Origin of the sequence: Streptomyces noursei (genome assembly GCF_001646665.1) — a bacterium.
Classification (GTDB): Bacteria; Actinomycetota; Actinomycetes; order Streptomycetales; family Streptomycetaceae; genus Streptomyces; species Streptomyces lavendulocolor.
Map to the genome: position 1 here is coordinate 54,713 of NZ_LWBU01000279.1, position 20,705 is coordinate 75,417.

At 74.6% G+C, this 20,705-nt stretch carries 21 protein-coding genes; 13 read left to right on the plus strand and 8 right to left on the minus strand.

The annotated features are described in order from the left end of the window. Positions 1-54 precede the first annotated feature (54 nt). Positions 55-639 (plus strand): DUF6368 family protein, encoded by a 585-nt coding sequence (locus tag A4V12_RS18935; protein WP_159028896.1) that lies wholly within the window; start codon positions 55-57, stop codon positions 637-639. A gap of 111 nt (positions 640-750) precedes the next feature. Here A4V12_RS18935 and A4V12_RS18940 read toward each other — a convergent pair whose 3' ends face one another. Then, complete coding sequence (locus A4V12_RS18940) at positions 751-1,674, minus strand: hypothetical protein (protein WP_064070545.1); 924 nt, start codon at positions 1,672-1,674, stop codon at positions 751-753. Continuing rightward, positions 1,671-2,021: a hypothetical protein gene (locus A4V12_RS18945; RefSeq protein WP_079137139.1), complete on the minus strand. Its 351-nt coding sequence runs from the start codon at positions 2,019-2,021 to the stop codon at positions 1,671-1,673. The genes A4V12_RS18940 and A4V12_RS18945 overlap by 4 nt, the downstream gene beginning before the upstream one ends. Before the next feature lie 114 nt (positions 2,022-2,135). Here A4V12_RS18945 and A4V12_RS18950 point away from each other — a divergent pair, with 114 nt between their 5' ends. Continuing rightward, positions 2,136-5,285: a CHAT domain-containing protein gene (locus tag A4V12_RS18950; RefSeq protein WP_064070546.1), complete on the plus strand. Its 3,150-nt coding sequence runs from the start codon at positions 2,136-2,138 to the stop codon at positions 5,283-5,285. Between the two features lie 13 nt (positions 5,286-5,298). Here the strand turns inward: A4V12_RS18950 and A4V12_RS18955 are convergent, their stop codons facing one another. Together A4V12_RS18955 and A4V12_RS18960 are read right to left on the minus strand one after the other, a co-directional pair. Beyond that, positions 5,299-5,880, minus strand: coding sequence for a YdeI/OmpD-associated family protein (locus A4V12_RS18955; RefSeq protein ID WP_107415440.1), 582 nt, complete (start codon positions 5,878-5,880; stop codon positions 5,299-5,301). Positions 5,881-6,060: 180 nt separating this feature from the next. Beyond that, the gene (locus A4V12_RS18960) at positions 6,061-6,276 is read right to left on the minus strand and encodes a hypothetical protein (protein ID WP_064070547.1); all 216 of its coding nucleotides are present in this window, start codon (positions 6,274-6,276) and stop codon (positions 6,061-6,063) included. Between the two features lie 107 nt (positions 6,277-6,383). On the opposite strand from A4V12_RS18960, the gene A4V12_RS18965 reads away from it, so the two are divergent. Next, complete coding sequence (locus A4V12_RS18965; protein WP_159028897.1) at positions 6,384-7,658, plus strand: hypothetical protein; 1,275 nt, start codon at positions 6,384-6,386, stop codon at positions 7,656-7,658. Positions 7,659-7,874: 216 nt separating this feature from the next. Beyond that, positions 7,875-8,291: a cupin domain-containing protein gene (locus A4V12_RS18970; RefSeq protein ID WP_064070548.1), complete on the plus strand. Its 417-nt coding sequence runs from the start codon at positions 7,875-7,877 to the stop codon at positions 8,289-8,291. A gap of 94 nt (positions 8,292-8,385) precedes the next feature. Here the strand turns inward: A4V12_RS18970 and A4V12_RS18975 are convergent, their stop codons facing one another. Then, on the minus strand, positions 8,386-8,841 hold the full coding sequence (locus A4V12_RS18975) for an Lrp/AsnC family transcriptional regulator (RefSeq protein WP_064070549.1): 456 nt from the start codon (positions 8,839-8,841) through the stop codon (positions 8,386-8,388). A gap of 153 nt (positions 8,842-8,994) precedes the next feature. On the opposite strand from A4V12_RS18975, the gene A4V12_RS18980 reads away from it, so the two are divergent. The 3 genes from A4V12_RS18980 (at position 8,995) to A4V12_RS18990 (ending at position 13,474) form a co-directional block, all read left to right on the plus strand. Further along, entirely contained in the window at positions 8,995-9,999 is a 1,005-nt protein-coding gene (locus A4V12_RS18980) for an asparaginase (RefSeq protein ID WP_064070550.1), read from the plus strand. Between the two features lie 169 nt (positions 10,000-10,168). Continuing rightward, positions 10,169-11,596 carry an aspartate ammonia-lyase gene (gene aspA / locus A4V12_RS18985; protein ID WP_064070551.1) on the plus strand — a complete coding sequence of 476 codons (1,428 nt, stop codon included), beginning with the start codon at positions 10,169-10,171 and terminating at the stop codon, positions 11,594-11,596. Between the two features lie 174 nt (positions 11,597-11,770). After that, positions 11,771-13,474 (plus strand): adenosine deaminase family protein, encoded by a 1,704-nt coding sequence (locus tag A4V12_RS18990; protein ID WP_079137141.1) that lies wholly within the window; start codon positions 11,771-11,773, stop codon positions 13,472-13,474. 17 nt (positions 13,475-13,491) lie between these two features. On the opposite strand, the gene A4V12_RS18995 is transcribed toward A4V12_RS18990, so the two are convergent. Then, positions 13,492-13,950, minus strand: coding sequence for a hypothetical protein (locus A4V12_RS18995; RefSeq protein ID WP_159028898.1), 459 nt, complete (start codon positions 13,948-13,950; stop codon positions 13,492-13,494). A gap of 308 nt (positions 13,951-14,258) precedes the next feature. Between A4V12_RS18995 and A4V12_RS19000 the strand changes: the two genes are divergently transcribed. The 4 genes from A4V12_RS19000 to A4V12_RS19015 all read left to right on the plus strand — a co-directional run bounded on the left by A4V12_RS19000 (position 14,259) and on the right by A4V12_RS19015 (position 17,055). Further along, entirely contained in the window at positions 14,259-14,459 is a 201-nt protein-coding gene (locus A4V12_RS19000; protein WP_064070553.1) for a hypothetical protein, read from the plus strand. Between the two features lie 5 nt (positions 14,460-14,464). Next, on the plus strand, positions 14,465-14,683 hold the full coding sequence (locus tag A4V12_RS36910) for a hypothetical protein (RefSeq protein ID WP_064070554.1): 219 nt from the start codon (positions 14,465-14,467) through the stop codon (positions 14,681-14,683). Between the two features lie 187 nt (positions 14,684-14,870). Then, the gene (locus tag A4V12_RS19010; protein ID WP_064070555.1) at positions 14,871-16,058 is read left to right on the plus strand and encodes a low temperature requirement protein A; all 1,188 of its coding nucleotides are present in this window, start codon (positions 14,871-14,873) and stop codon (positions 16,056-16,058) included. Between the two features lie 109 nt (positions 16,059-16,167). Continuing rightward, positions 16,168-17,055 (plus strand): SDR family oxidoreductase, encoded by an 888-nt coding sequence (locus tag A4V12_RS19015; protein WP_064070556.1) that lies wholly within the window; start codon positions 16,168-16,170, stop codon positions 17,053-17,055. A 45-nt stretch (positions 17,056-17,100) separates the two neighbouring features. Here A4V12_RS19015 and A4V12_RS36915 read toward each other — a convergent pair whose 3' ends face one another. Further along, entirely contained in the window at positions 17,101-17,433 is a 333-nt protein-coding gene (locus A4V12_RS36915) for an STAS domain-containing protein (RefSeq protein WP_234372241.1), read from the minus strand. A gap of 615 nt (positions 17,434-18,048) precedes the next feature. On the opposite strand from A4V12_RS36915, the gene A4V12_RS38095 reads away from it, so the two are divergent. Beyond that, positions 18,049-18,426 carry a hypothetical protein gene (locus A4V12_RS38095; RefSeq protein ID WP_064070558.1) on the plus strand — a complete coding sequence of 126 codons (378 nt, stop codon included), beginning with the start codon at positions 18,049-18,051 and terminating at the stop codon, positions 18,424-18,426. 38 nt (positions 18,427-18,464) lie between these two features. On the opposite strand, the gene A4V12_RS19030 is transcribed toward A4V12_RS38095, so the two are convergent. Next, the gene (locus A4V12_RS19030; RefSeq protein ID WP_064070559.1) at positions 18,465-19,169 is read right to left on the minus strand and encodes a lysophospholipid acyltransferase family protein; all 705 of its coding nucleotides are present in this window, start codon (positions 19,167-19,169) and stop codon (positions 18,465-18,467) included. A 439-nt stretch (positions 19,170-19,608) separates the two neighbouring features. Between A4V12_RS19030 and A4V12_RS19035 the strand changes: the two genes are divergently transcribed. Continuing rightward, on the plus strand, positions 19,609-20,532 hold the full coding sequence (locus A4V12_RS19035) for a ScbA/BarX family gamma-butyrolactone biosynthesis protein (protein ID WP_064070560.1): 924 nt from the start codon (positions 19,609-19,611) through the stop codon (positions 20,530-20,532). Positions 20,533-20,705 lie beyond the last annotated feature (173 nt).

The window sequence follows — 20,705 nt, forward strand, 5'->3', positions numbered from 1 at the left end:
CGTCCGCCGTACTCACGGGCGCCCCGCCCCCGGAACCGTCACAAGGAGGACATGGTGGGCGGCGGACCTGTGGCGGGGCTGTGGCTCGCGGAGGAGCGCGGTGTCCTCGACGCCCTACCATGGCTGGAGGGTTTCTGCGACGTACGGGCGGGGGCGGGAGACGGCGAATGGCTGGAGATCCACGTCCGCCGGCCCTCCGCGCTCGGCCTGCACGCGCTGCCCCACCCCGCGCCAGGGGCTTTCCACCTGGGACCGGAGTCCCTGGAGGACTACCGGGAGCTGGGCTTCCCCGGCCTCGACCGCCCGCCGGTGGCCCAACTGGCCCTGCTTTCGCCCCGCTCGGGACGGGAGAACCACCTGCTCCTCGGACACCTCGCCCTGTTCCTCGCCGAACGCTTCGACGCCCTTGTCGACTTCGACGGCCTGCTCGGCCAGCCGGCCTCCCTCGACGACGACCTTCCCGTCGAGGAGGAGGCCGTGCGCCTGGCCGAGGCCCGGCGTCTGGTGTCGTCGTTGCCGGGCCGGGTGTGGGAGATGCCCTACGCGACGTACGGCGGTGGCTGCTGGTACAGCCACGTCGGCGACCGCACGTTCCTGGCCGCGTGGCTGCGCCACCCCGACTTCCGCATGCTTCCGTAGCGGCGACTTTCGGTGACGCCGGTGATGCCCGTGATGCCGGTGGTGGAGGGCGGTCAGGCCGGCGGCGTGCCGGGGGACGCGCGCCCCCGCCGGAGTGCTGGCCCCGCGGGTTCACGCCCCCTTGCGGAAGCGTTCGCTCAGCTGTCTGCCGACCGCGGGAGTGACGTGGCCCGAGGGCAGGTCGACCCCGAGCAGGAGGGCGAGGTCCGCGGCGTACAGGTCGACGGTCGCCTCGGTCAGGTCGGCGAGGTTGGCCGCCGCCTCCCGCCCGCGCCGCCACCCCAGCAGCATGAGCGCGGCACCCGCGCCGGCGGCGGGCCACCAGACGAGGCCCAGGCAGAGGTAGAGCAGGCCCCAACCGCTCTGCGTCGCCGCGCCGGCGAGCGCCTCGCGTGCCGCGATCAGATCGTTGCGGCAGGCTTCGGGCAGCAGTGTCCACAGGCGGGGCCAGGCGAACGGGAAGTCGAGCCCGTACTGGGCGTGGACGCGGACACCGACACCTCTGAGCCGGTCGCCGATCCACGTCGCCCTGGCGGGCCGGGTGAGCGCGATGGCGTTGCGCTCCTCGGCGAGGGCGGCCCGGTCGGCGGCAAGCTGTTCGGCTGCGGCCGACCGACCGGCGGGAGCCTGTTCGGCTGCGGGCCGACCAGCGGGGGCCCGACCGGCGGCGGCCCGTTCGGCGGCGGTTGTCCAGCGGTCTTTGCGCCGGCGGACGAGCCGGCCGGTCAGCCAGGCCGGACCGGAGATCAGCCAGGCCCGCTCGACCACCGTGCCGAGGGCGCGGGCGAGGAGGCCGGCGACCGCGGCGGCCGCCAGGACGGCCACGAACAGCAGGACGGCGGACACGGGACGGCGGTCGTAGTGGGTGGCGAGCTCCTCGACCGCGAGGCCCAGCAGCCGCCGGTCGAGGGCGTGCCGGTGCCCGAGCGCGGAGCCCGCCGCGGCGAGGGCGACGAACAGGGCGCCGGGCACCACGAGCAGGCTCACCCAGCGTTCGGCGAGCTTCTTGCCCAGTTCGGCCAGGAAGGCGTTCATCCGAAGGCCAGCGGTTCGTCGAACAGGGCGCATTCCGGCAGCGGGCCGCCCGGTTCGCGGGGCTCGACACGCGAGCAGCGGCCTCCCGGACATGTGTAGGCACCGGCCGGCGGCGCCGCGGGATCCTGGCCGGGCACAGGAGCGTACCTCCGGGTACGCAGTGGCAGGCCGGCGCGGTCGTAGGTCCGCGCCATGGCGGTCGTCACGGGCAGCGTCCCGGCGCGCATCTCGGCGAGGGTACGTACCAGTTCGGCGGACCAGCCGTCCTGGCGCGCCTGCTCGCGCAGTTCCGGCAGCTCACCGCAGAACGACTTGAGGGCGTCCGCGATCCCGACGGAGCTTTCCACCCGTTCCCCCTCCCCCAGGCGTCACACGGAATAGTCTCATTCGTCGTCCGGGCCAGTCATGCATTCGGCAGACATGCAGGCGACTGCATTGTGCGCAGCCGTACGGGGGGCGTCGTGAACACGGAGGACCTGAGCTTCGCCATGGAGGACCGGCTCGACGCCTACTCCTCCGGCGGCGACCCGGCGTTACTGCGGGAGCCGGAGGCCCAGCGGTTGGCCGAGCGGCTGTACTACGCGGTCGACTGGCTGTCGCCGGCCGGCGGACCGGCCGAGGGCGCCCGGGCGTTCAACGTCGCCGTGCTGCTGGGGACGTTCCACTGGTACCGGTTCGAGCACGACGGCACGCGGGCGGACGCCGAGCGCGCCGCCGTGCTCTTCCGGCTGGTGCACCAGGTGGCTCCGCACTGTGTGCCGGGGGTCCTTCTGGAGGCGTACGCGCGGCAAGGGTACGTGCGGCACGGGGCCGCGGAGGGCGGTGGGCTCGACGCGACGGAACTGGCCGCGCAGACCGCTCTCGCCGTCAGTCTGCTGAAGGAGGCGGAGGTGAGCGGGGATGTCCGGCTGCTCGACGACGCCGTGGAACTCTGCCTCCTGTCGGCGCGGGCCAACCCCCGGCAGGACGTGGTGTGCGCGGAGGCCCTCGTCACGCTGGGGAACGTCCTCACCCGCCGGTACGAGTACACGGGAGCGGTGGACAGTCTCGACCGGGCCTTCGTGGTGACCGTCAAGGGCGGGCAGCTGGTCCCCGAAGGCCACCCGTACCGCCTGACGTTCTGCTCGGGCCTGGGGCACACGGCCATCCGCCGGTTCCAGCGGACCGGGGACCTCGACACCCTCGACCTGGCGATCCGTGCGCTGCGGGAGGCGGCGTACACGGCGCCCGACGATCACCCTCACCGGGCCGCCTTCCTCACCAACCTCAGCTCGGCGCTGAGCCAACACCACCGCCACACCCATCGGGCGGAGGCCGCCGACGAGGCGTTGACGGCCCAGTTCGAGGCGGTACGGATCACCCCGCCCGGCCACCCCGACCTGCCCAGCCGGCTGGTGAACCTCGCCGCAGCGTGGTCGAGCCACCGCGGGCCCCTCCCGACCGGCGGCGGCACCGACGCCGGTGCGGAGACGGAGGCCGGTGCGGACGCCGAGGCGGAGCGCCAGGACGTGGTCGTCGCCCTGCTGCGGAAGGCGCTCTCGCTCGTCGGCGACGGCCACCCCGACCGGCCCGGCTGCCTGCGCCTCCTCGCCGCCACGCTCCAGGACCGGTTCAGCCGGCGCGGAGACACCGAGGACCTGCGCGACGCGGTCGAAGCGGCACGCTCCGCGGTCGAGGCGGCCGGGGACGGCGACTACCAGCGCCCCGGCCTCCTGCGCGGGCTCGCCCGTTCCCTGCGGCTGTACGCCTCCCACTGCGCGGCGCCCGGGGCGCTCACCGAGGCCGTCGACGCGCTGAGGGCGGCCGAGGCCCTGCTGCCCGAGGAGCACCCGGAGCGCACCGTCACCCTGGCCGACCTGGGGTTCACCCTGGTGGACCGCGCGCAGGCCACGGGATCCGCGGACGACCGCGAGGCGGCGCTGCGCGCCCTGGGCGACGCGTCCCAGGTGGTCTCCGCCCCGGCCAATGCCCGCGTCCGGACCGCCGCTGCCGCCGGGCACCTCGCGGTCGGGACGCGCGACTTCACCGGCGCGCTGGACCACTTCGCCCTGGCGCTGGGACAGTTGGAGCTGACGGCGTGGCGCGGCCTGGAGCGCGACGACCGCGAGCGGCTGATCGCCCAGTACCCGAGCCTGGTCACCGACGCCGCGGCGGTCGCCCTGCTGGCCGGGCGGCCGGAGCGCGCCGTGGAGCTCCTCGAACAGGGCCGGGGCATCCTCCTCGCCCAGTCCCTGGAGGGGCGCACGGCCCACAGCGACCTGCGGGCGAGGGCGCCGGAGCTCGCCGACCGGCTCGGCCGGGTCCTCGACGAACTCGACGATCTGTCCGACGGGCCCCACGGCGCCGGGGCGGCGGGCGCCGCGGGTCCCGTGGGCGCGCCGGGTGCCGCCGGCCGCCCGGGCGGCTCGGGCACGCCGGGAGCCTCGGCCACGGAGCGGCGCCTGCGTGCGGGCGAGCGCCGGGTGGCCCTCGCGCGGACCCGGGAGGAGATCCTGGCCGAGATCCGCGCCCTGCCCGGGCTGGCCCGCTTCCTGCGCGCCCCTGCCTTCGACGACCTGCGCGCCGCGGCCGCACGGGGCCCCGTGGTCCTCCTCGTTCCGAGCCGGTACGGCTGCTTCGCGCTGCTCCTGACCGGCGGCGGCCTTCGTGTGCTGCCCCTGGCGCTCGACGACCGTGAGCTCGAGGAGCGGACGCTGGCGCTCACCGGCGCCCTGGGCCCGGGGCAGTCACCGGTGAGGGCGCGGCGGACGGTCGTCGACACCCTGTCGTGGCTGTGGGACACCGTGACGGGGCCGGTGCTGAGCGCGCTCGGCCGCACCGAGCCGCTCGCGCCCGGCGCGGCGGGCCCCCGCCTGTGGTGGTGTCCCGCCGGCCTGTTCACCCTGCTCCCGCTGCACGCCGCGGGACGGGCCCTGCCGGACGGCGCCGGCGACACCGTGCCGGACCGGGTCGTCTCCTCGTACACCCCGACCCTCCGCGCCCTGCTGCACGCCCGTGAGCGGCACGCTGCGGCGGCCGGCGGGCACGCGCGGGCGCGCGGCCTCATCGTGTCCATGCCGTCGACCCCCGGCATGCCGGACCTGCCGGCGGCCGGGGAGGAGGCCGCGGCGCTGCACCGGCGGTACCCCGACGCCGAGTTCCTCACCGGCGGGGCCGCCACCGCCGCGGCCGTGCTGGACGCCCTGACGCGCTGCTCGTGGGTCCACTTCGCCTGTCACGGGGCGCAGGATCTCGCCCGGCCGTCCCGCGGGGCGCTCCTCCTGCACGACGGAGCGCTGACCCTGCGGGCCGTCTCGGCGCTCAGGCCGGCGCACGCCCGGTTCGCGTTCCTGTCCGCGTGCGAGACCCACCGCGGCGGCATCGTCCTCGCCGACGAGGCGATCACGCTCACCGGCGCGCTGCAACTGGCGGGCTTCCGCGACGTCATCGGCACCCTGTGGTCCATCGACGACACCTTCGCCGCGGTCGCCGCGGGCCTGGTCCACGAACACCTGGCCCGGCAGGACGCCCCGGACCCCGCGACCGCCCTCCACGCGGCGCTGCGCACCCTCCGGGAACGGCACCCCCGGGCGGTGCTGAGCTGGGCCCCGTACGTCCACGTCGGCCCCTGACGGCGGCGTGCCGTCACGCCGGTGGAGCACCCGCCGCGCGCAGTGCGTCCAGCGCCTTGCCGAGCCGGGCCCGGCGGCCGTCCGGGGTGACGGCGCGCAGCAGCGGGAGGATCACCTGGTACCGGGCGGTCCGGTCGAGCGCGTCGAAGGCGCGCCTGGCGTCGGGGTCCGCGTCGAGTGCGGCCGCAAGGTCGGGCGGCACGGTTGCCGTCCGCTGCGACGCGTAGGCGGCCGCCCACCTGCCGTCCGCCTGTGCCTTGCGCACCTCGGCGAGGCCGGGCTCGCGCATCCGGCCGGCGGCGGTGAGCGCCTCGACCTTCTCGACGTTCACCTCCGACCACTGGCTGCGGGGGCGGCGGGGCACGTACTTCTGGAGGTAGTGCCGCGCGTCGAGGGACCGTCGCTGACCCGAGATCCAGCCGTAGCAGAGGCCGATGTCGACCAGTTCGTCGGAGGTGACCGACGGGATGCCGGAGTCCTTCTTGGCCACCTTGATCCACACGCCTTCGTGCCGGGTGTGGTGCTCGGCCAGCCAGCTCTCGAACGCCTCGCCGTCGGCGCAGGCGATGATCTCCACCCCGTCCATGTCGTCCATGAGCCCCAGGTTATCGCCGTGATGCCGGCGGTGAGGGAGGAAGGGAGAACGGCGGACGGCCGGCCGCCGGTGCCCGCCGGTTGCGCTCCGCCGGCCGTACGCGGTGCCGGCCGTCCGCGCGGTGTGTTCCCGCGGGCGATGTCCGCCCGTACGCGCGCGGGGGCGATGACGCCCGTACGGTCAGACCTGCTGCCGTGCGAAGAGCTCCAGGTGGCCGCAGGCGGGGCAACGGTGGGCGTCGACCTGCCACTTGGCGCGGCCCATGCGCCGGGCGCCGCCGAGCGGGCCGCGCTGGAGGGCGCCTTCGACCCAGCGGGCGTACCCGCGGGAGTGTTCACCGGCGTCCTCGATGAACCCCGGCTCCAGGCCGACGTTTCCGCACTGACCGCACTTCATGGTGTCCACCGCGGCAGTCTACGAGACGGGCGGGGTGCCGGTACGGGCCGCCCGCCGCCCCGGCCGCCGGCCCGGCGTGGGAGTCTCGGGAGGGCGTGAGCCGGCGGGTGACGACGAGCGAAGGGGCGCGGGACGCGGTGCTGTTCGAGGATGCCGTGTGGACCTGGGAGCGTGCGCTCCCCCTCAAGTACGTGCTGTACAGCGAGGAATGGGACGGTGAGCTGATCGTCTTCGCCCGCTGCGGGGACGCCGACGGCCTGTTCGTCGAGCCGGCTCCCCGACGGGAACGGCTGACCCTGCTGGGCTGCGCCCCCACCGGACGGTTGCTCAAGGCGGTCGAGCGCTGCGGTGGCGGGGCCGGCGGACCTGGCGGGAGGGCCGCGAGCGGAGGGCCCGCCGAGCCCGTGGACCTCGGGCAACTCGCCGTGATCGTGGACTTCCCCGTGCCCGGGGCCGATCCCGGGGCGGACCCGTTCGACGCCTTCGACGCGCACCACTGGGACCTGGCGGCCCCGGTCCTGCTCGGCTGCCGCCCCTCCGCCCTCGACCCGGCACTGTGGGACGTGACGGTCGAGGCGGAGGTCGACGGGCCGCTGTGGCGGCGCGCCGAACCGGCCGACGCGCGGTGGCTGTTGTTCAACGGCGCCGGTGGTGGCGGGGTGGGTGAGTGCAGGCGTGTCGAGGGCCTGTACGCGCGGCGGCCCTCCCCCGCCGTACCGCCGCTGAGGCTGATCGGCTGCGAACCCGGTGAGCGCCTGCTGCGCCGACTGGTGCGGCCGCGCGCCGACGGCGACCGGGTCACGCTGCTCGCCGTGGACCGGACCGGTCGCGTCATGCGCTCCGCGGAGCACGTCCCGCTGGAGGTCGTCGCCTCCCGCCCGTCCGTGCTCGGGGGGACCCTGCTGGACCTGTGGCTCCGCGAGGGCCCCCGGGAGCGGCCCGCGCCGGCGGTCCGACCGGTGTGGGACGCCTGGTTCGAGGGGCCGCCGGCCGAGCCCGGGTCGTGGGCCGCGTTCCCGCCCGAGGGCCGGGCCGAGTGGGCCGCCTTCGCCCAGGCCCGCCGGGACACCGGCGGTCCGCCGTCCGGCCCGGTACGGCACCTCGACGGCCGGTACGTCACGGACGTTGCCGCGCTGATGTGCGCGCTGGGCGAGGCGGTCTCGGGCCCCGGCGGTCACTACCACCAGTGCTGGGTCACCCTGCGGGGCTGTCCCTGCGGCGGCGAGCAGCCGCCCGAGCCGTTCACGCTGGTCTGGCACGACGCCGAGGTGGCCCGGCGCGCCCTCGCCCCGGTGAGCGTGGACACGGCGGGCGAGACGCCCTACTTCGACGACGTGCTGCGGTTGCTCGCGCGGGTCGGCATCACCGTCGAACTCCGCTGACCCCCGCGTCCCCCGTCTCCCGGGCCGCCGGTACGGGTCCTCACCCGCCGCCCCCTCCTGCCGCTGCTGCGGGCCGCTCCCATGGCCGTTGTCCTTGCCCGTAGTCCTCTGCCGTTGTCCCGCCGTTGCCACAACGGCAACGGAAATGGCCGTGCCCGGTACGGCAGGCGCAGTCTGGTGCCCGCCCAGGACCACCGAGAGCCGGGAGGCTGCACGATGACGGATCATGACGGCACCACAAGCACGGCGCACCGCGTCCACCACGTCCCCGCCGGCGACGCGGAGGGCCGTGCCGCGATCAGCGGCGGCACGACGGGGTCGCGGGGGCTCTGGATGGGCCTGGTGGAGAATCCGCCGCTCAGCGCGACGGACGACCACCACCACGGCGCTTCGGAGGCGGGGATCTACGTGGTGAGCGGCCATCCGGTGTTCGTGTACCACGACGGCACGCGGGAGGTCCGCCTCCAGGGCGGGCCGGGCGACTTCTTCCTCGTACCCCCGTACGTACCGCACCGCGAGGAGAATCCCGACCCGCACGAGCCGGTGGTCGTCGTGATCGCCAGGACCACTCAGGAGCCGATCAAGGTGTCCGTGCCCCGGCTGTACCGGCTCGGCGGGGCGGAGGCGCGGTAATCGCCCGTGACGGCGGCGCCGGCCCGTCCGGCACCGCCGTCACCCCGTTTCCGTTCACGTGTCGTCCCGGTCCCCGTCTCCCGGTCGGGTGCCGTCACCCGTCGACGGGCAGGCCGCGCGGCTCCTTCACGCGCTTCATGATGATCTGGGAGTTGACCTCCGTGACGCCGGTCAGGGCGGTCAGTTTCTCGATCCACAGCCGCTCGTAGGCGCGCAGATCCGCCACCGCGATGCGCAGCAGACAACCGGGGCTGCCGAACAGCCGGTACGCCTCGATGACGTCCGGGATGTCCTGCAGCGCCGCCTCGAACTCCTCGACCACCGCCCGGTCCCGCTTGACCTCGATGGAGACCAGGACCTCGAAGCCCCGGTCGACGGCCTCGGGGTCGATCACCGCGCGGTAGCCCTGGATGACCCCGTCCTGCTCCAGCTGCCGCACGCGGCGCATGCAGGGAGAAGGGGTCAGCCCGACACGGGCCGCCAGCTCCTGGTTGCTCAGCCGACCGTCGTCCTGGAGCTCACGCAAGATTGCGCGATCGATCTCGTCCATGGCGCAATTATCAACCACGTACCACCCGCAAGGCGCGCGAATGGGAGATCCAATTGCGCGCTCTCTCTTCTATCATTGCGCTCGAACAATTGAGTGGGCCCCGGCGGCGCCGGTGGCCCTCGGTGGACGGCAATGGGAAGAGGTCAGGGGACCGTGAAGCGGATCGTCGTCATCAGCACCGGCGGAACGATAGCCAGCCGCTGGCAGGGGTCCGGCTTCGCCGCCGACGCGCACGGCCGGGAGGTCATGGCCACCGCCGCCGTCCCGGACGGGATCACCATCGAGGTCGTCGACCTGTTCCGCGTGAACAGCCCGGGCCTCACCACCGCGCACCAGCTCACCCTGTTGCGCACGGTCCACGAGGTGCTGGCCGACCCCGGCGTGGACGGTGTCGTCGTGACGCACGGCACCGACACCCTGGAGGAGTCGGCGTTCTTCGTGGACCTCCACCACGACGACCCGCGCCCCGTCGTGTTCACCGGCGCCCAGCTGCCGCTGGACGCCGAGGACGGCGACGGGCCCCGCAACCTCCACGACGCCCTGCTCACCGCCTCCCGCGTACGCGACCTCGGGGTGCTGGTCGCCTTCGACGGCAAGCTGCACGCGGCACGCGGCACGGTCAAGACGCACACCGTCGACGCCGACGCCTTCGCCGATCCGTCCCGCTCCCGCCTCGGCGACATCGGCTTCGGCAAGGTGTCCGTACGACGTGATCCGCCGCGGCCGGCCGCGCTGCCCCTACCCGCCGTGCCGGAGGGCCGGCCCCGCGTCGACATGGTGATGCACCACGCCGACGGCGACCCGCTGCTGCTGAACGCCGCCGTCGAGGCCGGCGCCGAGGGTGTGGTCCTGGTCGCCACCGGCGCCGGGAACGCCACGCCCGAGGTCGTGTCGGCCGTGGCCGCCGCGACCGCCCGGGGCGTTCTCGTCGCGCTGACCACCCGTGTCCCCTCCGGGCCGGTCTCGCAGATCTACACCCACGGCGGCGGCGTCGACCTCGTCGCCGCGGGTGCCGTGCCCACCGGGCTCCTTCGGGCGGGCCAGGCCCGGGTCGCCGTCCTGGCCGCCGTGCTCGCGACCACCGACGCCGAGGAGCGCGTACGGATCCTGCGCCGGGTCCTGGGCGAGCCCGTACCGGCCGAGCCCGCCCGGATCTGAACGCCCCCTCCCACCCCACGGGTGCCACGGCACGTCCTGCCCGTCCGGCTCTCCCCGCCCGTCCGCCCCGCCGACCCACCTCATCCGTACGCGCACGCACGCCCGCACGCCCGCACGCCCGCACGCCCGCACGCCCGCCCGCACGCCCACAGGAAGCCGTACCGCCGCCATGGTCACCACGCCCGCCCCCTCCCCGGTTCCCTCCTTCCGTGTCGAGCACGACCTGCTGGGCGAGCGTGACGTTCCCGCCGGCGCGTACTACGGCATCCACACGCTGCGGGCCGTGGAGAACTTCCCCATCACCGGCACCCCCATCGGCGCCCATCCCGAACTCGTCACCGCCCTCGCCTGCGTCAAGCAGGCCGCCGCCCTCGCCAATCGGGACCTCGGCCTGCTGGAACCGGCGAAGGCGGACGCCGTCGTGGCGGCCTGCGAGGAGATCCGTGCGGGGAAACTGCACGAGGCGTTCGTCGTGGACGTGATCCAGGGCGGGGCCGGCACCTCGACCAACATGAACGCCAACGAGGTCGTCGCCAACCGGGCCCTGGAACTGCTCGGCCACGCCCGGGGGGACTACGCGCGGCTGCACCCGCTGGAGGACGTCAACGCCGGTCAGAGCACCAACGACGTCTACCCCACGGCCGTCAGGATCGCGCTGGACCTCACCGCCCGGCGGCTGCTGGACGCCATGGAGGTCCTGCGGGACGCGTTCGCCGCCAAGGCGGAGGAGTTCGCCGACGTCCTCAAGATGGGCCGCACCCAGCTCCAGGACGCCGTGCCGATGACGCTCGGCCAGGAGTTCGCGACGTACGCCATCATGCTGGAGGAGGACCGCGGACGGCTCGCCGAGGCATGCGCGCTGATGCACGAGATCAACCTCGGCGGCACCGCCATCGGCACCGGACTCAACGCCCACCCCGAGTACGCCGCGCTCGCCTCGCGCCACCTCCGCGAGATCACCGGGCTGCCGCTGACCGTCGCGGACGACCTCGTCGAGGCCACCCAGGACGCCGGCGCGTTCGTCCAGTTGTCGGGCGTGCTGAAGCGGATCGCGGTCAAGCTGTCCAAGACCTGCAACGACCTGCGCCTGTTGTCCTGCGGGCCGCGCGCCGGGTTCGCGGAGATCAACCTGCCGCCCGTGCAGGCCGGTTCGAGCATCATGCCCGGCAAGGTCAACCCGGTGGTGCCCGAGGTCGTCAACCAGATCGCCTTCGAGGTCATCGGCAACGACATGGCGGTCACCATGGCCGCCGAGGCCGGCCAGCTCCAGCTCAACGCCTTCGAACCGCTCATCGCCCACAGCCTGCTCAAGAGCATCACGCACCTGCGCGCGGGCTGTCTGACCCTCGCAGGGCGCTGTGTCTCCGGCATCACGGCCAACCGCGAGCACCTGGCGCACCTCGTCGCCCACTCCATCGGCCTGGTGACGGCGCTCAACCCGCACATCGGCTACGAGCAGGCGACCGCCGTCGCGCAGGAGGCGCTGAGTTCGGGCCGCAGCGTCCGGGAACTGGTGCTGGAGCGCGGGCTGCTGACCGAGGCCCGGCTCCGCGAGATCCTCCACCCGGACAACATCGCCCGCCCCCACGCCCGCTGACCCGCCCGCCCGGCACGACGGAGCCGTGGTGCGGGCACGGGCTGCCCCGGCCGCTGTGGGGAGGGGCGGGCGAGCGCGGAGCCGGGGAAGCTTCCGGCCGCCGACCGGGTGACGGCCGCGCCCCACTCGTCATGGGTGCCGGACGGGACCGCGGTCCGGTGGTGATCATGCGTCATGGCGTCTTCCCGCTTCCGGCTGCCGCGCCCGCACGGTTTCGTGGTGCTGGCCTGCCTGTGCTCCCTCGTGTCGGCACCCCTGTGGGGCGGGCCGCCCGCAGCCGCCCGGCCGGCCGCGGAAGGAGGGCGGTCGTTCCCTGCCGACAGGGCGGTGTCGGCCGTCCCGGCGGGGGCCGGCACGGCAGCAGCGGCGCTCACGGCCGGGGAACGGGGCGCGGACGCCCACCTGCGGGCGGTACGCCATGACCCGCGGCTGCTCCGGCGCTTCTTCGAGCGGCTGCCCAAGGGCGGGGACCTGCACAACCACCTGTCGGGCGCGGTGGCGACCGAGTACCTGATCGAGCTGGCGGCCGGGGACGGCTCGTGCGTCGACACATCCACCATGACGGCGGTCGCGCCGCCGTGCCGCCCGGGCACCCGCCCCGCGTCGGACGCCCGGCGGGACCGGGCGTTCCACGACGCGATCGTCAGGGCGTGGTCCATGCAGGACTTCCCCGCAGACGGCGACGGCCACGCCCACTTCTTCGCCACCTTCGGCAAGTTCGAGAGGGTGGCCGAGCGGCACCGCGGCGAACTGCTCGCCCGAGTCGCCGACGAGGTGGGCCGGCAGAACCAGTTCTACCTGGAGACCATGATCACACCGGTCGCGGAGGCCGCGACGGACGCCGCCTCCGCCATCGGCCGGGACGACGATCCGGCCCGGCTGCACGCCGGACTCACCTCCGGTGGACGGCTCGACCGGCTGGTGGCCCTCGCCAGGAAGGAGGCGGACGACACCGAGCGGGCGTTCCGCGCCGCCGCGCACTGCGGCACCCCGTCGGCCCGCCCCGCCTGTGACCTGCCGGTGCGCTTCATCTCGCAGGTGTACCGCCACGGCCCCGCGCAGCGGGTGTTCACGCAGATGGCGTTGGGGATGCGACTGGCCGAGCGGGACCCGCGGTTCGTGGCGGTCAACCTCGTCCAGCCCGAGGACGCCCGCCAGGCGACGGCCGGCTACCGGTCGCACATGCGGATGCTGGCCCACCTGCGCTCGGTGTACCCGCGCGCTCGTCTCACCCTGCACGCGGGCGAGTTGTGGCCTGGCCTGGTCGAACCGGAGGATTTGCGGTTCCACATCCGCGAGGCGGTCGGCGTCGCCGGGGCGGAACGGATCGGCCACGGGGTGGCGCTCGTGCACGAGGATCACTGGCCCGCGACGGCCCGCACCATGGCGGCCCGGGAGATCGCCGTCGAGGTGCCCTTCACCAGCAACGCCCAGATCCTCGGCGTCACGGGGCACGACCACCCCTTCGACACGTACCGCCGCTTCGGCGTGCCGGTGGTCCTGGCGACCGACGACCCCGGGGTCTCCCGCACCGACATCAGCCACGAGTACCAGTACGCCGCCCGGACCTACGGCCTGTCGTACCGCGAGCTGAAGGACCTGGCCCGCGCGAGCCTGGAGTACGCCTTCCTCCCGGGCGCCGGACTGTGGCGGGGCAATCCGACCCGCTACGGGTACCGCCCGACGCCCCGGTGCGACGGCGTGCGCCCCGGCGCGGGCACGCCCGGTCCGGCGTGCCGCGCACTGCTCGGCTCCAGCGCCAAGGCGGCGGCGCAGTGGCGTCAGGAGGCGGCGTTCCGCGCCTTCGAACGCCACGCTTCCCAAGGCGACTTCTCCGAGGAACGCTCCGTCGAAGGCCAGGTCGGGGCCCGAGCCTGAGGTCCGTGGACCTCGGGTCACCGCGCCCCGTCGTCGCCGAGGACGACCACGAACCGGTCGTTGTAGGGATCGTCCTCGTCCTCGGGCGCCAGGAGCAGCGTCATGGGCGCGGGGGCGCCGCTGAAGCGGACGGCGACGGAGGCCGCCGCCTTGCCGTCCGGGCCGAACTCGGCCGTGGCGGTGTGCTGGGCGGCGTCGCCCCAGCGCTCCACCCAGTCCTCCGCTGCGCGCTGCGTACGTCCGCCCTGCTCCGCCTGCCGCGCCAGACCCTCGGCGTCGCGGGCCCGGAGGCGGGCCAGTACGTGCTCCGTGGCGGCGAGGCTGCCGGGGGTGGGGTGTCCCGTGACGGCCAGCCCGAGTTCGGCCCTGCCGTCCTTGACGCGCTCGGGCGTCCTGTCGGTGGCCAGGATGTCGCAGCCGCCCAGCAGCAGGACGAGTGCCCCGGCCGACCACGCCACGTTGCGTACACGCCCCACCACGACTCCCCTTTCGCACCCCGGTACGGACCCCGGCGTGACGGAGCCGGGGACCGGCACCAGCATGCCACCGGGCGCGGCCCGCGTGATCAAGAGGGTGGCGTCCCGGTCGCCGCCCGGCACGGCACGCCGATGGGGGAAGGAGTCCGCGGGAGTCCGGCTGGAAGTCCGCGGGAGTCCGGGCGGGCCGTTCCGCGGGCCGTTCCGCAGGCCGGCCGGCGCCGCCCGGACAGTCGGCCCGGGCGGGGAAACGCCGGAGCGGGAAAATGTTTCGAGCGGCGGAGCCCGGCGCCATACGATGATCGTTCGTGACTACCGACATACGCCGTCTCCTCGGGACCGGTCCCACCACGTTCGTACGGGGCACCGGTCCGAGCGACACCGTTCAGCGCCGGGTCGTGGCCGCTCAGGCCGACCTCGACACCGGCCCCTTGCAGCGTCTGCACCTGCCCGACCTGGACGAGCTGCGCGACCGGGGCGTGCTCGACGCCCACGCCCTGACAGACTGACCCGGGTGACGACGACGCGCCGCCCGCTGGGCCCCGGCCCCCGCCCCGACCCCGCGCCGAACGACGACCCCGACCGGCGCGGCCGCACCGTCGCCGAGCTGGCGGCCGAGCTTGCCACCGCCCCCGACGAGCGGGCGCCCCGGCAGGGGCCGGCCACCCGCCGGCGCCTGGGGCCCGGCCCGCGGCCCGGTGCCCCGGGCGGTCCCCCGGGCGCGGACGGCTGACCGCAGCACCGGCGCTGCCGCGATCCCCCGCCGCCGCGCGGGCCGGCCCTCCGCCCGGGCGTGTGGCGCCGACGCGGCACGATGCGTGGATGTCCGGCGCCCCGACGCACGGAGCCCTGCGGCATGACACCCCGTGATGTGATGTCCGGGATGTCAGGATTCACCCAGGATCATCCAGGACGGCTCCATGAGTACCGCGGTCCCGAAGTCCTCCCCGCACGAAGAACGGACCCGCCACGCGGCATGGCTGGAGCTGTTCTTCGACCTCGTCTTCGTCGCGTTCGCCGCCCAGTTGTCGCACACCCTCCACGGCGACCCCGGGTGGCGTGAGTTCGGGGTGTTCCTGGCGCTGTACTTCCCGCCGTGGTGGATGTGGACCAACCTGATGGTCTCCGCCAACCTGTTCGAGCTGGACAGCGCCCGGCGCAGGCTGCTGATGCTGTTCGCCATGTTGTGCCTGGCCGCCATGGCCGCCGCCGTGCCGAAGGCCGACGACGACGCCGGGCGGGCGGCGGTGTACGCGCTCGGGTACGCCGGGACCCGGCTGGTGCTGCTCGGCCTGTGGTGGCCCGCGACCCGCTACCCGGCGCCGCACCGCCTGCCGCGGTGGCGTCCGCTGACGTACTGCCTGGTGTCGGGGGTGCTGTGGGCGGCCTCGGCCTTTGTGCCGGGGTCGTGGCGCTACGTCATGTGGGCGCTGCTGGTCGTGGCGGAGCTGGTGCTGCTGCTGACGGCGCGCGGCAGAGGCCTGCCGAGACGGCTGCACACCGGGCTCCTGGTGGAGCGGGTCGGGCTGTTCGTCATCATCGTGCTCGGCGAGTCGGTGCTCGCGCTCGTGACGTCCACCGACCATGTGTGGACGGCGGCGGCCGGCGTCGTCGCGGTGCTCGGTTTCACCCTGCTGGCCGCACTGTGGTGGTCGTATTTCGACTTCGGTTCGTCCACGGCCGAGCTGGTGCTCGGTTCGGCGGAGCCGCAACGCGCGTACCTCCTCGCCCGCGACGTGGCCGCGTTCCTGCACTTCTTCGTCACCGCGGCGATCCTGTGCCTGGCGGCCGGCCTCGCAACGGCCGTCGAGGAGGCCGGTCACGCGCACCTGCACCGGGGCGCGGTGGGAGCCCTCGCGGGCGGGCTCGCCCTCTACCACGCGGCGCACGCCGCGATCGCGCTGCGCTTCGGGCGGTCCGTGGGCGGCGTCGTGGTGTGGGCGCTGCCGGGGATCGGCGTACCGCTCGTGGTGCTCGCCGTGGCGGACCACCTGCCGCCGTGGCTCGTGGTGGCGCTGCTCACCGCCGAGGCGATCGGTCACCTGCTGTACGCGAGGTGGGCCGTCCGGCGGCGGGCGGCGGCGGCGGGCGGTCCGCCCCGTGGGTGACGGTCGGTGCGCAGGGGCCCGCGGGGCGGCGGCCGACGGGCCGACGCGGATTGTTGCGCCTAGCGTGACGGGCAGGGCAGTGGTGTCCGGAGGCTGAGGGAGTCGGCGCATGGCAAGGGAAGCGGGGCCGCTGCAGGGCCGTACGGCAGTCGTGACGGGAGCGGCGCGTGGCCTCGGCGAGGGTCTGGCCGTGCGGCTTGCCGAGCGGGGCGCCAAGGTGGCCCTGCTCGGGCGGGAGGAGTCGTCCCTCGCCCGGGTCCGGGAACGGCTGCCCACGGACTCGTCCTGCTGGGAGGTCGACGTCACCGATGACGCGCGCATGGCGGAGGTCGCCGCCGAGGTACGCGACCGACTGGGGCCGCCGTCGGTGGTCGTGGCCAACGCGGGCGTGGCGGAGGGCGGGCCGTTCCCCGAGTCGGACCCGGCCGTGTGGCGGCGCGTCATCGAGGTGAACCTCGTGGGCAGCGCGGTCACCGCCCGCGCCCACCTCCCGTCGCTGTTCGAGACCCGCGGCTTCTTCCTCCAGGTCGCCTCGCTCGCGTCCATCGGGGCGGCGCCGATGATGAGCGCGTACTGCGCCTCCAAGGCCGGTGTCGAGTCGTTCGCCCACGCCCTGCGCGCGGAGCTCGCCCACCGCCGCGTGGGCGTGGGCATCGCGTACATCAACTGGACGGACACCGACATGGTCCGCGACGTCGACGCGCACGCGGTGCTGCGGGAGCTGCGCGGCCACATGCCGCCGCCGGCCCGCAAGGTGTACCCGGTCGCGCACGTGGCCGGGCGGCTGGTGCGCGCGATCGAACGGCGCCGTCCCACCGTCTACGTGCCGTCCTGGATGCGGGCGACCCAGCTCGTACGGGTCGCCATGCCGCCCGTGGTCACGATGGTGTCGCGCAGGGAGCTCCCCCGGCTGGCCGCGGTCCGGCCGTTCGAACCCACCGGTCTCCTCGGCCCCGGCGGACTCGCGGACACACGGGCGCCGCGCCCCTCCGCCTGACGCACCCCGGCGGCCGTCCTCCTGACGCACCGGCGGCCGTCCGGGTCACTCGGTGTCGGCCGTGGACCTCAGGTCGGGGGCGATGCGCAGCGCGGTGTCCAGGCCGCTGAGCCTCAGGATGCGCCAGAGCCTCGGGGACAGCGGACCCGCGACGACCAGGCGCTGCGTGCGGTGCCCCTTCACGAGGGCGTTGAGCAGGGTCGAATCGGCGAAGGACACTTGGCTGAGGTCGACGACCGTGCGCTTCACCGTGGTGTCCGCGGCCGCCGTGGCGAGCGCCGAGTCGAGCAGACAGGAGGTGGCGACGTCGAACTCGCCCGCGCAGAGGATGATCCTGGTGCCGTTCTCGTCCGGCATCGCCTGTACCTGTGCTCTCACCTGCCGCCTCCCTCTTCGGCGCCGGCACCGGCCGATGGGGGTGCGGCGCGGCGTTCGCCGGTACATGGCTTCCGCGCGTAGCGGTCTCGCATGCGCTTTCTCACCCTTTGCAGGCAGGCGTGCCGGGAGGCACGGGTGGACGACGGACGGCTGCGGCCCGCGCCCGCCCGGTACCTCATGGACGGGCCGCACGCGTGGTTCCGCTCGAAGAGGATCGGCTCGGCCATCGACGAGACCCGCCGTGCCGCGAGGAACCATGCGCCCGTCCCGGGCGGCCGGACCAGAGATCCCGTACGGAACGGGAGCCAGCCGTTGATGCAGGAGCAACGTCCTCACCACAAACCTCTCCGCGCCGGCGCGAGGTGACGCGCCGCTGACGGGCTCACGCCACTAATCGGATGGGATGCCCCGCGCCCGCCGGCGCGCCCACCGCACGCCCGCGCCCGCCCCGCCCGTCCCCCACCCCCTCCCTCACCCGCACGCCCCGCCCCGCGCCCCCACCGAGGCTGCTCGCGCCGGCGGTGAGGGGCCCGGCCCGTGCCGGGTGGTCGTGTTCCTCGTCACAGCCGGGCGGCCGGAGGTGACGGGGAGCGTGTGGAGGCCGTCTGTGGAGTCATGAACGGCAGTGATGACAGGCACGGCACGGACGGTACGGCCCCGATGGACGGCACGGACCGTACGGACGGCATGGACGGCACGGACCGTACGGGCGGTACAGGGGGCATGGACGACCGGGCGATCGCCGGCGCGGTGCGGGGCATCGTCGCGATGGAGGCGTCCCGCGAGGTGCTGGCCGCGCGGGTGACGGCGCTGCGGACCGCCACGTCCGCCGAGGAGCTGGCCGAGCGCGACCGGTGCGGTGCCGCGATGGCGGAGGCGGACGCCCGGATCCTGCTGGAGTCGATCGAGGTGCTCGACCGGCTCGGCATGACGTCCGCCGCCATGGCCTGCTCGTACGTGGCCCGGCAGGAGGGCCTGCTGCCCGCTTCCTGACCGGCGCGCCCGGTGGGCGCGGGCGCGGGCGCCGGTGGTCAGGCGGCGAGTGCGGCGGGTTCGCCGAGGTGGGCGGCCGCCGTGCGCCAGGCGTCCGTCACGGCGCCGTACGCTTGCGCGGTGCGCACGGCCCGGTCGCCGGTGAGGGTGAGCGGTGCGCCCACGTGGACGTGGAGGTCGGGGCGGCGGACCGGTGCCGTGACGAGGCCGGCGAGCTGCTTGGCCGCGTTGCCCGAGGTGACCCGGCGCGCCCCGGCCTGGCCGACCGGGACGACGGGGGCGCCGGTGCGCTCGGCGAGCCGGGCCAGCCCGCTGCGGAAGGTGACCGGGGCGGCCTCGGCGGCGTCCTTGCGGAGCGGCAGGCCGCCCTCGGCGTAGATGAGGACAGGGCGCCCCTCCTCCAGGGCGGCGGCGGCGAGGTCGAGGGCCTGCGCGGCGCGCCGGTCGTGACGGTGCACGGGGATGTGGCCCTCGCGGGCGAGCGCGCGGCCGAGGAGGGGGATCCGCCACAGGCCCGCGGCCGCCATGACGACCGGCCGGACGCCGAGCCGGCGCAGTGCGGCGAGGACGATGGCCGGGTCGGCGAGCGACGTGTGGTTGGCGGCGAGGATGCTGCCCGGCGGAACGACGGCACCCTGCGCGCCGGTCCCACCGGGGGCTGTGGCGCCGGTGTGGACGGCGTCGACGGTCACGGTGAGGCGTCCGATGGTGGGCACCAGGGTCTGGCTGAGGCGGCTGAGCATGTGGTCCTCTCCCCCGATCCAATGATGTGATCTTCATCGTCGGGGGGTGGCGGACGGCGTTCCTGAGCACCCGTACTCACTTCGGCGGGGCCCGGTACCCAACTCCGGGCCTGCGAGCGGGCCTTGGGGGGCGGCCCGCGGCGCGTGGCACGGCGGCCTTCGCGGGGCGTGGCGGTACCCCCGGTCCGGCACGGCCGGAAAGCCCCTGATAGAACAGGGTCGGCTTCAGCGTCTTCGCCGGGTATGCCGCATGCTCACAGCACATGCCCAATGCAAGGGTCGGGTAGAAACTAAACCGGTTGGTATGTATCTTCGGGGCGGGGGCACCGGGCGACACGCCCACCAATTACCGTGCGTTGTGGGGGAGTACATGGCTACCAGCGCGTTTCGGACGGAGGATCCTCTGAGCACCGGGCCCGTCGGGGACTGTGAAGATCCGATGCGCTGCCCGCCCGCCTTCCGCTTCCCCTCCCTGACCACCACGGTGCCCAAGGAGTTCGTGCACCGGGCCGCCGTCGCCGAGGTGATGCTCACCGACTGGCGCCGCAGGGGCGACACACGCTTCGACGTGACGGCCCAATGGCCGCGCGGCCACAGCTTCTTCAGTCCGATACGCGGATACCACGATCCACTGCTCGCCGCGGAAACGATCCGTCAGGTGGGGTCGCTCCTCGCCCACGCGGAGTTCGGCGTCCCCTTCGGCCATCACTTCCTCATGTGGGACCTGGAGTACGCGGTCGAGGAGCAGCACCTCCTGGTCGGCGACACCCCGGCCGCGCTCGACATCGACGTCGCCTGCACCGAGGTCAAGCAGCGCGGCGGCAGCCTCACCGGGCTGCGCTACACGGCCGTGATACGGCGCGACGGCCATGTCGCCGTGACCGGGAGCGCGTCGTACACCTGCACCTCGCCGGCCGTCTACCGCAGGCTCCGCGCGGGCCGCGGACCGGAGGCCGGCCGGCCGCCGATCCCCCTCACCGCCCCCGCCTCGCCGCAGAGCGTCGGGCGCACCTCACCCATGGACGTGGTGCTCTCCCCCGTCGGTGAGGCGAACCGCTGGCAGCTGCGCGCCGACAGCCGCCATCACGTGATGTTCGACCACCCCGTCGACCACGTCCCGGGCATGGTCCTGCTGGAGGCGGCGCGCCAGGCGACGGCGGCGGTCCTGGGCGACGGCGACATGCTCCCGATCGCGATCACCAGCCAATTCACCCGGTACGCGGAGCTGGACGAGCCGTGCTCGGTCGAGGCTTCGCCGCTGCCCGGAGCGGGAGCCGACCGGATGGCGGTCCTGGTGACCGGCCACCAGGGGGGCGAGCCGGTCTTCTCCTCGACGGTGACCGCCTCCTCCCGCCGGCCCTGAGCCAGGGACACCCAGCGGGCGCCCGGCACCCCGAGCCGGGCCGGTCCCGGCCGCAGCGCCTCCACGGTGAGCAGTGACCCTCGCGCACGCCCATGGCGGCCGCCGGGACCCCGTGTACCCGGCAGCGGTTTCCGGCCATTCCTCTCGCAAGGGCGTAGTGCTATCACGTTCAA